This window comes from Bradyrhizobium sp. USDA 241 (assembly GCF_049739505.1).
In the GTDB taxonomy this organism is placed as follows: Bacteria; Pseudomonadota; Alphaproteobacteria; order Rhizobiales; family Xanthobacteraceae; genus Bradyrhizobium; species Bradyrhizobium liaoningense.
In genome coordinates this window covers 461,694-474,146 of the sequence record NZ_JBMGPZ010000004.1, presented here as the reverse complement: position 1 = coordinate 474,146, position 12,453 = coordinate 461,694, and the positions used below count along the sequence as shown (strand labels likewise).

Below are 12,453 nucleotides of genomic sequence, written 5' to 3'. Positions count from 1 at the left end.
AGGTCCGTCTACTGTGCATGGGGTTGTTTTCGAAGGTTGAGGCAGGCACCCACCTCTACTCCGCCAGGAACCTGCTCACGACTTCACCAAACTCCAGCGGCGCCTGCTCGAACATCCAGTGGCCGGCATTCTCGATCACCGCCGTCTTGCTGCCTGCGATGTGGTCGGCCAGCACGCGCCACATCACCGACAAGCTGCCGGTGGTGGCGCCGCCGCCGATCAGCAGCGTCGGCGTCCTGATCGCCTGCGCATCGCTGAGCGTGTAGCGCCGGCGCTGCTCGTTGATCTGGCCGAGGAAGGTCAGCGCGTTGTCGCGAAGTTGCTGTTTCGCTGCGGCGGGCACGCGCCGCCAGGAGCCGTCGCCCTCGATGCCTTCGTAGAAATTCCGCAGCGCGCCCTCGATGTCGCCGGCGCGGATCATCTCGACCGACCGCACGGTGCGGGCCGCCAGCGGCGGATGCGCGGGTGTGCCTTCCGGCACCGGCAGGGATGCGTCGAGATCGCCGCCGGGCTCCGCCAGCACCAGTTTTCGCAGCAGATCGGGCCGGGCCTGCGCCACGCGAAACGCGATATGCCCGCCGCGCGAATGGCCCATCAGATCGACCGGCGCAGGCTCGACCTGCTCGATGAAAGCGATCACGTCGGCAACATGCTGCGCCATCTTGTAGTCGTCGCCGACCGCATCCCAATGCTCGGGGAAGAAATGCCCCAGGCTCACCGAGATCACGCGATGATTCTTCGATAACGGGCCCAGCACCGAATACCAGGTGCGGAAGTCCCCGAGCGTGCCATGCACGCAGACCAGCGGGCGGCCGCTTCCGACTTCCAGATAGGCCATGTCGTAGTCGTTGACGCGAATTGTCTGCATGTGTCAGCTCGCCAGGAAATCCAGCACCACTTCGGAATATTTCTGCGGCGCCTGCTCGAACATCGGGTGGGTCGCGTTCGGGATGATCGTCGTCTTGGAATAGGGCACATGCGCGGCCAGCGCGTGCAGCACTTTCGGCAGCAGGCCCTTGGTCCGCGCCCCCAGGATGAACAGGGTCGGCATCTTGATGGACTCCGCATCCGCCTTCGAGAACGGCGGGCGGTTGTCGCGGACCTGGCCGATCAGCGTCATGGCGTTGTCGCGCAGATTCTGCTTCACCATCGCCGGCAATCGCGGCCAGGTGCCAGGCCCCTCCAGCGTATCGACGAAGACGGCGAGGCCGCCATCGACATCGCCGGCTGCGATCTTCTCGGCCGAGGCGGTGAAGCGCGCCAGCAGCGGAGCGGGGCCGCCGACGTAATCCGGATCGAGGCTTGCATCGAGCTCGCCGCCGGGCTCGGCCAGGATCAGCCGCCGGAGCAGATCCGGCCGCCGCTGTGCCACGCGGAAGCAGATGTGCCCGCCACGGGAATGTCCCATCAGATCGACCGGTCCGAGATCGAGCTCGTCGATGAAAGTGATGACGTCATTGACATGCTGGGCGATCGAATAGGTGTCACCAAGCCCGTCCCAGCGCTCGGGGAAGAAGTGCCGCAGGCTGACGGCGATCACCCGATGTCGCTGCGTCAGCGGGCCGAGCACGCAGCCCCAGACGCGGAAGTCGTTCAGCGAGCCGTGCACGCAGACCAGCGGCGGACGGCCTCTGTCTTCGCCCACGTCGAGATAGGGCATGTCGTATCCGTTGACGTGCAGGCTTTGCATTCCGGGCTCGCGAGGGGGTGGAACTCCTGTGCAAGATTCCCGGAAACCGGGTGGATCGCAACTATTTCCAAGCCTAGATTCGGGCCGAGATCACATTGGGGGCATGCGACAAGGAACGCAGCCAGGAACCAAGCCATGACCGACCAGCATTTTGCCCTGTTCGACACCCGGATCGGCCTGTGCGCCATCGCCTGGGGCCCGCGCGGCATCAACGGCACGCAATTGCCGATGGGTGGCGAGCAGAAGATCCGCACCCGCATCCAGCAGCGCCATGCCGATGCCAGCGAAGCTGAGCCGACTGCCGAGGTGCAGCAGGCGATCGACCGCATCACGAAACTGCTCGCGGGCGAGCCGGATGATCTCATCGACATTCCGCTCGACCTCGACGGCGTGCCCGAATTCAACCGCGGCGTCTACGACATCGCCCGCACCGTCCCGCCGGGCAAGACCGTCACCTATGGCGACATCGCCAAGCAGCTCGGCGGCGTCCAGCTGTCGCGCGACGTCGGCCAGGCGCTTGGCCGCAACCCGTGCCCGATCGTGGTGCCGTGCCATCGCGTGCTGGCGGCCGGCAACAAGCCCGGCGGCTTCTCGGCGAACGGCGGCGTGGTGACCAAGCTGAAGATGCTCGAGATCGAAGGCGCGCTGGTGAACCACACGCCGAGTTTGTTTGATTGATCTCCGCTTCACCCTCCCCCTCCAGGGGAGGGTAAGAACGCCTCAAATCTTCGCCGCCGTCTTCGGCCAATACCGATCGCGCAGATGCCGCTTCACCAGCTTGCCGGTCGGCGTGCGCGGCAGCTCGGCTTCGAAGTCGATCGAGCGGGGGCACTTGATGGCGGAGAGGCGGCTCTTGCAGTAGGCAATCAAATCCGCCTCCAGCGCCTTGCCGGCGCGAGCCATGTCGTGCGGCTGCACCACCGCCTTCACCTCTTCGCCCATCTCCTCGTTCGGCACGCCGAACACGGCGACGTCGGCGACCTCAGGATGCGTGATCAGCACGTCCTCGGTCTCCTGCGGGTAGATGTTCACCCCGCCCGAGATGATCATGTAGGACTTGCGGTCGGTGAGATAGAGGAAGCCGTCCTTGTCGAGATAGCCGACATCGCCGAGCGTCGACCAGCCCTTGGCGTTGTAGGCCTTCTTCGTCTTCTCGGGGTCGTTGTGATAGGTGAAGGCGGGCGCATCGGCGAAGTAGACCGTGCCGATTTCGCCTGTCGGTTGTTCCTCGTCGTTCTCGTCCAGAATCTTGATCTTGCCGACCACGGCGCGGCCAACGCTGCCGCGATGCTCCAGCCATTGCTGCGAGTTGCAGACCGTGACGCCGTTGCCTTCCGAGCCCGCATAATACTCGATCAGGATCGGGCCCCACCATTCGATCATCTTGGCTTTCACGTCGACCGGGCAGGGCGCGGCGGCGTGGATCGCGCCCTTCAGCGTCGAAACGTCGTACTTCGTCCGCACCTCCTCCGGCAGCTTCAGCATGCGCACGAACATGGTCGGCACCAGCTGCGACTGCGTCACCTTGTATTTCTCGACGAGCTTCAGGAATTCCTCGGCATCGAAGTGCTCCATGATGATGGAGGTGCCGCCGAGCACGATCGCCATCATGTTGAAGCGCAGGGGCGCTGCGTGATAGAGCGGCGCCGGCGAGAGATAGGTGCTCTCGGCGTTCATGCCGCACATGTCGGCGCAGAGCACGCGCAGGAAGGCGTTTGGCACGTCGATCCTGTTGCCCTCGAAGGCCTTCTTGATGCCCTTGGGCCGCCCGGTGGTTCCCGACGAGTACAGCATGTCGTAGCCGGCGACCTCGTCCGCGATCGGCGTGGTCGGCTGCGCAGCGGCTTCCTTGTCGTAGGAGCGGAAGTCGGGCAGCGGCTCGTCCATCATGTAGAAGATTGGCTCGCCTGCCGTGCCCTTGATCAGGCTCTTGATCTGGTCGGCGCATTTCGGCGTGGTGATGACGATCTTGGCGCCGCAATCCTTGATGATGTAGTCGATCTCGTCCTGCTTCAGATAGCGGCTGATCGCAGTGTAATAGAGCCCGCTGCGCTGTGCGGCCCAGCAGATCTCCATGAACGCGAGGCGGTTCTCCATCAGAAGAGCGATGTGGTCGCCGGCCTTTAGCCCGAGCGATCGGAAGAGATGTGCGCCCTGGTTCGAGAGCTCGTCGAGCTCGCGATAGGTGATCGCCTTGCCGGTGCCGGCCATCTGGTAGGCGATCTTGTCGGGCGTGGTGCGGCGTGGATGGAGGGGTGGGTCATGGCGTTTCCTCAAAACGCGAATGGCGAGTAGCGAGTGGCGAATAGGGAAGAAGGGCAAACCGTTCTTCGCCTACTCACCATTCGCTACTCGCCACTCACTTCTCGCTTTTGTTTTTTTACAGTCGTTCGACGATCGTCACGTTGGCCATGCCGCCGCCTTCGCACATGGTCTGCAGGCCATAGCGCTTGCCGCGCTGGTGCAGGGCGTGGACCAGCGTGGTCATCAGCTTGGTGCCGGAGCCGCCGAGCGGATGGCCGAGCGCGATCGCGCCGCCATTGACGTTGAGGCGCTCCGGATCGGCACCGGTGGTCTTCAGCCACGCGGTCGGCACCGAAGCGAAGGCCTCGTTGACCTCGAACAGGTCGATGTCGCCGATCTTCATGCCGGCCTTCTCCAGCGCGCGCTTGGTGGCGTGCAGCGGCGCGTCCAGCATGATGACGGGATCGCCGCCCGTCATGGTCATGTGGTGGACGCGCGCCAGCGGCTTGACGCCGAGTTGCTTGAGGCCACGCTCGTTCACCACCATGACGCCGGAGGCGCCGTCGCAGATCTGGCTGGCGCTGGCGGCGGAGAGCCTGCCATTCTCGGCGATCAGCTTGACGCCTTTGATGCCGTCGAGGCTGACGTCGAAGCGGATGCCTTCGTCGATGTGGTGGGTGTCCTTGCTGCCGTCGGCGCGGGTGATATCGAGCGGCACGATCTCCTTCTTGAAGTGACCGGCCTGCGTCGCCGCGATCGCGCGCCGGTGGCTGTTGTAGGAGTACTCGTCGAGCTCATCCTTGGAGAGGCCGTACTTCTCCGCCATCATCTCAGCGCCGGTGAACTGGCTGAACACGATGTTCGGATACTTCTTCTCGATGCCCGGGCTCTTGTAATTGCCAAAACCGTTCTTGGCCGGAAGCTGCGAGGACAGGCCCATTGGAACCCGCGTCATCGATTCCACGCCGGCCGCGATCACGACGTCCATCGCACCCGACATCACGGCTTGCGCGGCGAAGTGCAGCGCCTGCTGCGAGGAGCCGCACTGGCGGTCGATCGAGGTGCCCGGCACGCTTTCAGGGAGCTTCGAAGCCATGACCGCGTTGCGCGCGACGTTGTTGGACTGCTCGCCGACCTGCATCACGCAGCCCATGATCACGTCCTCGACCAGGGCGGGATCGACCTTGGTGGGGTCGACCAGTTCGTCCAGCACCTTGGCGGCGAGATCGGCCGGATGCCAGCCGGCGAGGCGGCCCCCCTTTCGCCCGCCAGCGGTACGCGCAGCGGCGACGATGTAAGCCTCGGCCATTTCGGTCTCTCCCTGAATTTTTGACTGGGTTGGTTGTCGGGGTCGGATTTAAGGGACGGGAGATCGTTTAGTCAATCGATCAATTAACTCTTGTGATGAGGCGCTGCTTGGGCTTATCTGCGCCCGCTTCAAGCGGCGAAAACAGGGATCTCCGTGGCTACCAGCGTATCGAACAGGCTCCCCGGCGGGAAAAATTCCACGGCAGAGAAATTGCTGGTGGCCGCGAGCGAGCTGATGATCGAACGCTCCTCGATCGAGATCTCGCTCTCCGATATCGCGCAGAAGTCCGGCGCCAACGCCGCCCTGGTCAAATATCACTTCGGCAACAAGGACGGCCTGCTGTTGGCGCTGCTCGCACGGGATGCGGCGACCGAGATGTCGAATCTCGAATATCTGCTGGCGCAGCCGATCACGTCGACGGCGAAGCTGAAGCTGCATATCGCCGGCATCATCCGCGCCTATCACCGGTTCCCCTACATGAACCGGCTGATTCACTATCTGCTGCACGAGACCAGCGCGGGCTCCGCCGATGAGGTCTCGAAATTCTTCGTCGCGCCGCTGCTGGATTTCCACCGCCGCCTGCTCGCCGAAGGCGTCAGCCGCGGCGAATTCCGCCAGACCGATCCGGTGCTGTTCTACACCAGCCTGATCGGCGCCTGCGATCATTTGTTCTTCGGCCGGCATGCGATGTCCCGCGCGACCGGCGTCGGCCCGGTCACCGATGATGTCTGCCGGCAATACATCAAGCACATGGAAACGCTGATCTGCGGCGGCATCCTCACGCAAGTAGAGGAAGCTGCCGCGGCCGGATAATCGGCCGAACTCCCAAGTCCAGAGAAGAAACGTCCAAGGAAAGGTACAAGCGATGCAGTTGAAAGACGTAGCCGTTCTCATCACCGGCGGTGGTTCGGGTCTTGGTGCCGCGACCGCGCGCGCCATGGCTGCCAAGGGCGCCAAGATCGGCGTGATCGACCAGAGCAAGGAAAACGCCGAGAAGGTCGCTGCCGAAGTGAAGGGCGTCGCGCTGCATGCCGACGTCACCAGCGAGGAGCAGATCAAGGCCGCAATCGCCAAGGCGGAAGCTGCGCACGGCGTCGCCCGCGTGCTGATGAACTGCGCCGGCATCGGCGGCTCGCAGCGTATCGTCGGCCGCGACGGCGTCTACCCGCTCGAAAAGTTCGCGCGCATCATCAACGTCAACCTGATCGGCACCTTCAACTGCCTGCGGCTGTTCGCGGAACGTCTTGTCACTGCGGAGCCCATCGGCGAAGAGCGCGGCGTCATCATCAACACCGCTTCGGTGGCGGCTTACGAAGGCCAGATCGGCCAGATCGCCTATTCGGCCTCGAAGGGTGGCGTCGTCGGCCTCACCCTTCCGGCCGCGCGCGATCTCGCCAGCCAGAAGATCCGCGTCAACACCATCGCGCCCGGCCTGTTCTTCACGCCGCTGCTGATGGGCTTGAACGAAGAGGCCCGCAAGAGCCTCGGCGCCCAGGTGCCGCATCCCTCGCGTCTCGGCGATGCCAATGAATACGGCATGCTCGCGGTGCACATCGTCGAGAATCCGATGCTGAACGGCGAGACCATCCGCCTCGACGGCGCCATCCGCATGGCGCCGCGGTAGCAGAGGCTCTCTTCTTACCCTCCCCTGGAGGGGGAGGGTCGGCGCGAAGCGCCGGGGTGGGGTGATCTCTCCACCTGGGCAGTGTTCGGGGCGGAGAGACCGTCACCCCACCCCGCTCGCGCTGCGCGCGATCGACCCTCCCCCTCCAGGGGAGGGTGGAGACCGGCGCTCCACCCGTAGAAGGACGCTCCCATGTCCCAACCGCTGCTGATCGAGCATGACGACGGCGTCGACCGGGTGACGCTCAATCGTCCCGAACACCTCAACGCGCTCGATCCGGCGCTGATCGATGCGCTCAACTCCTATTTTCAGGGTCTCCAGCGCAACCGCGAGACCCGCGTGGTGGTGTTGAAGGGCGCCGGCAAGAACTTCTGCGCAGGTCTCGATCTCAAGCACGCGATGGCGCGCCGCGCCGGGCAGCAGGAGCCGCCCGGCGTCACAGAGTCGCTGGATTCTCAGCGGCGCATCGCCGACATCGTGATGCTGATGCGGCGCTGCCCGCAGCCGATCCTGGCGCTGGTGCAGGGCGCGGCGGCCGGCGGCGGCTTTGCGCTGGCACTGGCCTCCGACATCCGCATCGCGACGCGGTCGACGCGGATGAACTGCGCCTTCATCAAGCTCGGCCTCGGCGGCTGCGACATCGGCACCAGCTATTTTCTGCCGCGGCTGGTCGGCGTCTCCGTGGCGTCCGAACTGATCCTCACCGGACGCTTCATCGGCGCCGAGCGAGCGCTCGCGGTCGGGCTCGTCTCGGAAATCGTCGAGGAGGACGGTCTGGATGACGCGGCTGCGCCCTATGTCGAGGCGATGATGACGGCCTCGCCAGTGGGCCTGCGCCTGTCCAAGGAATGTCTCAACATGAGCGTCGATGCCGGATCGCTGGAAGCTGCGATCGCGATGGAGGATCGTAACCAGGTCCTGTGCAGCCGCTCGGAAGAGTTTTCGGAAGGCATCAGGGCCTTCCTCGAGAAGCGAAAGCCTGTCTATATCAAGCGCTGAACGACGAAGATCCGCAAAGGACAATAATTCCGGGAGACGCAAAAATGAGTGGAAGCGCGGCGGCGGTGATGACGAAGCCCGCCTTTCGCAAGGTCCAGTGGCTCGAGCGCGACATCGACGTGGAGCGCCGCGGCGACGGCACGGTGGTGCTGAAGTCGCGCATTCCGCTGCAGCCTTACGAGAAGCATATCCCGGCCTCGCTGGCGAAATGGGCAAAGGAAGCACCCGAGCGCACCTGGCTGGCGCAGCGGAGCGGTCCGAACCGTGAATGGCGTAGGGTGTCTTATGGCGAAGCCAAGCGCATCGTGGATGCGCTGACGCAAGGCTTGCTCAATCTCAAGCTCGAGGGACATCCGGTCACGATCCTCTCCGGCAATTCGATCGAGCAGGCGCTGATGACGCAGGCCGCGATGCAGGCGCGCTCGCCCGCTGCGCCGGTTTCGCCGGCGTACTCGCTGATGAGCCACGATCACGTCAAGCTGAAATACCTCTTCGACCTGATCAAGCCGGCCGTCGTCATGGTACAGGACGGCCCGACATTCGAAAAAGCACTGAAGGCACTCGACCTTACCGGCGTCACCGTGGTTCACGTCGCGCGACCCTGCGACGGCATCGAGAGCGTCAGCTTTGCCGAGCTCGCGGCAACGCCAGTGACGGCGGATGTCGAAGCGTCGATTGCAGAGATCACCCCCCAGACCGTCGGCAAGCTGCTGTTCACGTCGGGTTCGACCGGCATGCCCAAGGCCGTCATCAACACGCAGGAGATGATGTGCGCCAATGCGGCGATGATGACGCAGGTTCGTCCGCGCGACCCGAGCGGGCCGATCTCGACCATGCTGGACTGGATGCCCTGGAACCACACCATGGGCGGCAATGCGGCGTTTCACCCGATCCTGGTCGACGGCGGCACGCTCTATATCGACGACGGCCGGCCGATGCCGGGCCAGTTCGACGAGACGCTGCGCAATTTGCGCGAGATCTCGCCGACCTATTACGCCAACGTGCCGGCCGGCTACGCCGCGCTCGCAGCCGCCATGGAGAAGGATGATACGCTCTGCCGCTCCTTCTTCAAGAATCTCTCGATCATGGCCTATGGCGGCGCGCGGTTGCCGGACGATCTCTACGATCGCATGCAGGCGCTTGCGGTGAAGACCACCGGCGAGCGCATCGTGTTCTACACCGGCTGGGGCTCGACCGAGACCGCGCCGACCTCGACCGGCACCTACTGGGACACCGAGCGCGTCGGCCTGATCGGCCTGCCGTTCCCCGGCGTCGAATTGAAGATGGTGCCGTGCGGCTCGAAATACGAATTGCGCCTGCGCGGCGTCAACGTCACGCCCGGCTATTTCGGCCAGTCGGATCTCACGAAGAGGATGTTCGACGAGGAAGGATTCTACTGCATCGGCGATGCCGGCATCTTCGTCGACGACACCGACCCGGTACAAGGCATCATCTTCGCCGGCCGGGTGGTGGAGGACTTCAAGCTCACCACCGGCACTTTCGTGCATGTCGGCTCGCTCCGCACCGACGCGATCGCCGCGGCGACCCCCGTGGTGCACGATGCGTTGGTCGCGGGGCAGGATCGCGCGTTCATCGGTTTGCTGGCCTGGCCCAATTTGCATGCCTGCCGCCAGCTCGTCGGCAATCCCGATCTCAGCTTTGCCGATGCCGTGAGGCATCCCGAGGTGATCGCCTGCTTCTGGCGCGGCCTGGAAGCTCACAACCGGGAATGCGAGGGCGCCAGCAGCCGCATGATTGCGCGCGCGATGCTGATGGTCGAGCCGCCCTCGATCGACGGCAACGAGCTCACCGACAAGGGCTACATCAACCAGCGCGCCGGGCTCGAGCGCCGCGCCGCGCTGGTGGAGCGGCTCTATGCCGATCGGCCGGATCAGGATGTGATCGTGCTGCGATGAATGCGCAACTCTCTCACCTCGTCATTCCGGGATGGCCCGAAGGGCCAGGCCCGGAATCCATAACCCCGGCTCGTGGTTATGGATTCCGGGCTCGCGCTACGCGCGCCCCGGAATGACGGCAGTAAATGACAACGAATCAATAAAAGGTAAGCCGCCATGAACTTCGATTTCTCCGACGACCAGAAGCAGCTCCGCGACCAGGCGCGCAAGTTCCTCGCGGAAAAATGCCCGCCGAAGGCGGTGCGTGTCGTGCTCGACGGCAAGGCGCCGTATGACAAGGAGCTCTGGAAGGGGCTTGCCGAGATGGGCTTCCTCGGCGTCGCGATTCCCGAGGAGTTCGGTGGTGCGGGCGCCGGCCATCTCGAACTCTGCGTGATCGCGGAGGAAATGGGCCGGGCCAACGCGCCGGTGCCGTTCTCCTCGACCGTGTACCTCGCTGCTGAAGCGCTGCTGATCGCCGGCAGCGATGCGCAAAAGAAGAAATGGCTGCCGGCGATTGCTTCGGGGGAGGCGATCGGCACGCTCGCGCTGTTCGAGGGCAAGGGCAATCCGTCGCCGAAAAACGTCAAGCTCATCGCCGCGAACGGCGCGCTCAACGGCGTCAAGAAGCCGGTAGCCGACGGGGCAATCGCCGATTTCGCGGTGGTTGCCGCGCGCACGGGATCGAGCGGACGCGAGAATGACATCTCGCTGTTCCTGGTCGACCTCAAGGCTGGCGGCGTCGAGGTGAAAAGCCTCACCAATCTCGATCCGACGCGTGGACAGGCCGAGATCACCTTCAGGGAGTGCAAGGCAGAGCCGCTCGGTGCTGCGGGCGAAGGCTGGAGCATCCTGACCCAGGTGCTCGATCGTGCCGCGGTGCTGTGCGCGTTCGAGCAGGTCGGTGGTGCCGATCGCGCGCTGGAGATGGGCCGGGACTACGCGCTCGACCGCATCGCCTTCGGTCGCCAGATCGGCTCCTTCCAGGCGGTCAAGCACATGCTCGCCGACATGTACGTCTCGGCGACGCTGGCGCGCTCCAACAGCTATTACGGCGCCTGGGCGCTCTCGACCAACGCAGCCGAACTGCCGGAGGCCGCGGCCGCCGCGCGCATCAGCGCGACGCAGGCGTTCCAGCACTGCGCCAAGAACAACATCCAGGTTCACGGCGGCATGGGTTTCACCTGGGAGTTCGACTGCCACATGTACTACCGCCGCGCCAACGCGATGGCGCTCGGGCTCGGCAGCCTCACCTATTGGGAAGATCAGTTGATCGACCGCATGCGCAAGAAGAACGCGGCCTGATGTTGTCGTCATTCCGGGGCGGCGCGATAGCGCCGAACCCGGAATCCGGAGATGAGTGAATAGCGTCGAGATTCCGGGTTCGCGCTGCGCGCGCCCCGGAATGACAGAGAGAAAAAGCCATGAACTTCGACGACACCCCGCAGGAAGCCGAATTCCGCGCCACAGCGCGCGCCTGGATCAGCGCTAACGCGCCGAAGCAGTACGAGGACGAGCTGCGCAAGTCCTCGCTTGGCCGCACACAGCTCAAGAACGCCGACATCCTGCAGGTCGCAAAGGCCTGGCAGAAGAAGAAGGCCGATGCCGGCTGGGCCTGCTTGCACTGGCCGAAGGAGTATGGCGGCCGTGGCGCCTCGCCGATCGAGCGGGTGATCTGGCAGCAGGAAGAAGGGCCGTTCGGCCAGCTGTCCCGCATGTTCATCATCGGCCACGGCATGTGCGGGCCGACCATGATGGCGTTCGCGCGCGAGGAGCATAAGCGCAAATATCTGCCGCCGCTCGCCTCGGGCGAGAAGGTCTGGTGCCAGCTGTTCTCCGAGCCCGCCGGCGGCTCTGATGTCGCCGGCCTGCGCACGCGCGCCGAGAAGGATGGCGGTGACTGGGTCATCAACGGCCAGAAGATCTGGACGTCGGGCGCGCATTATTCCGACTACGGCATTTTGCTCACCCGTACCGATCCGACCGTGCCCAAGCACAAGGGCCTCACCATGTTCTTCCTGGACATGAAAAGCCCTGGCGTCGAGGTCAGGCCGATCAAGCAGGCGAGCGGGGCCTCCGATTTCAACGAGGTCTATTTCACCAATGTCCGCATTCCCGACCATCAGCGTCTCGGTGAGGTCGGTGACGGCTGGAATGTCTCGCTGACCACGCTGATGAACGAGCGCAGCGCGATCGGTGCGGCGGTCTCGACCGGTTTCCCTGAATTGTTCGAGTACTGCTCCAGCCTGATGCTCGACGACGGTCCGGCAATCGAGGATCGCGCGGTGCGCTCGAAGCTGGCGAACTGGGCGGTGAAGGCGAGCGGGCTGAAGTACACCAGCATGCGCGCGATCTCGGCGCTGTCCAAGGGCGAGCGGCCGGGGCCGGAAAACTCCATCGGCAAGCTGGTCGCCGGCTCGATGATCCAGGACGTTGCGACCTACGCGCTGGATCTGCAGGGTGCGAGCGGCGTGGTCAGCGGCGAGGATGCCGAGCTGGCCGGTCGTTTCCAGGCCATGCTGCTGCGTGCGCCCGGCACCCGCGTCGAAGGCGGCACCGACGAGATCATGCGCAACATCATCGCCGAGCGGGTGCTGGGTCTGCCCGGCGACATCCGGGTCGACAAGGACGTGCCATTCAACAAGATCCCGACGAAGGGAAGAAATTAGCCGTCATTCCGGGGCGGCTCGAG

The 12,453-nt window shown here is 64.5% G+C and carries 10 protein-coding genes and 1 pseudogene; 7 read left to right on the top strand and 4 right to left on the bottom strand.

The annotated features are described in order from the left end of the window. Positions 1-55 precede the first annotated feature (55 nt). Both ABIF91_RS11955 and ABIF91_RS11950 read right to left on the bottom strand, forming a co-directional pair. Positions 56-868, bottom strand: coding sequence for an alpha/beta fold hydrolase (locus ABIF91_RS11955; protein ID WP_028179287.1), 813 nt, complete (start codon positions 866-868; stop codon positions 56-58). A gap of 3 nt (positions 869-871) precedes the next feature. Then, positions 872-1,690 (bottom strand): alpha/beta fold hydrolase, encoded by an 819-nt coding sequence (locus ABIF91_RS11950; protein ID WP_028179288.1) that lies wholly within the window; start codon positions 1,688-1,690, stop codon positions 872-874. A gap of 135 nt (positions 1,691-1,825) precedes the next feature. Here ABIF91_RS11950 and ABIF91_RS11945 point away from each other — a divergent pair, with 135 nt between their 5' ends. Then, positions 1,826-2,368: a methylated-DNA--[protein]-cysteine S-methyltransferase gene (locus tag ABIF91_RS11945; protein WP_028179289.1), complete on the top strand. Its 543-nt coding sequence runs from the start codon at positions 1,826-1,828 to the stop codon at positions 2,366-2,368. 42 nt (positions 2,369-2,410) lie between these two features. Here the strand turns inward: ABIF91_RS11945 and ABIF91_RS11940 are convergent. Next, positions 2,411-3,954 (bottom strand): annotated as a pseudogene (locus ABIF91_RS11940) (acyl-CoA synthetase). A gap of 116 nt (positions 3,955-4,070) precedes the next feature. Next, a complete protein-coding gene (locus ABIF91_RS11935; protein WP_028179290.1) occupies positions 4,071-5,243 on the bottom strand; it encodes an acetyl-CoA C-acetyltransferase in 1,173 nt (390 codons plus the stop codon). 210 nt (positions 5,244-5,453) lie between these two features. Between ABIF91_RS11935 and ABIF91_RS11930 the strand changes: the two genes are divergently transcribed. The 6 genes from ABIF91_RS11930 to ABIF91_RS11905 all read left to right on the top strand — a co-directional run bounded on the left by ABIF91_RS11930 (position 5,454) and on the right by ABIF91_RS11905 (position 12,430). Next, complete coding sequence (locus ABIF91_RS11930; RefSeq protein ID WP_028179291.1) at positions 5,454-6,056, top strand: TetR family transcriptional regulator; 603 nt, start codon at positions 5,454-5,456, stop codon at positions 6,054-6,056. A gap of 52 nt (positions 6,057-6,108) precedes the next feature. Then, the gene (locus ABIF91_RS11925; RefSeq protein ID WP_024337318.1) at positions 6,109-6,867 is read left to right on the top strand and encodes an SDR family NAD(P)-dependent oxidoreductase; all 759 of its coding nucleotides are present in this window, start codon (positions 6,109-6,111) and stop codon (positions 6,865-6,867) included. 192 nt (positions 6,868-7,059) lie between these two features. Further along, on the top strand, positions 7,060-7,866 hold the full coding sequence (locus ABIF91_RS11920; RefSeq protein WP_028179292.1) for an enoyl-CoA hydratase/isomerase family protein: 807 nt from the start codon (positions 7,060-7,062) through the stop codon (positions 7,864-7,866). A gap of 44 nt (positions 7,867-7,910) precedes the next feature. Then, positions 7,911-9,782 (top strand): AMP-binding protein, encoded by a 1,872-nt coding sequence (locus ABIF91_RS11915; protein ID WP_028179293.1) that lies wholly within the window; start codon positions 7,911-7,913, stop codon positions 9,780-9,782. A gap of 156 nt (positions 9,783-9,938) precedes the next feature. Further along, positions 9,939-11,066 carry an acyl-CoA dehydrogenase family protein gene (locus tag ABIF91_RS11910; protein ID WP_028179294.1) on the top strand — a complete coding sequence of 376 codons (1,128 nt, stop codon included), beginning with the start codon at positions 9,939-9,941 and terminating at the stop codon, positions 11,064-11,066. 119 nt (positions 11,067-11,185) lie between these two features. Beyond that, positions 11,186-12,430 (top strand): acyl-CoA dehydrogenase, encoded by a 1,245-nt coding sequence (locus ABIF91_RS11905; RefSeq protein WP_035671667.1) that lies wholly within the window; start codon positions 11,186-11,188, stop codon positions 12,428-12,430. Positions 12,431-12,453: the final 23 nt, after the last annotated feature.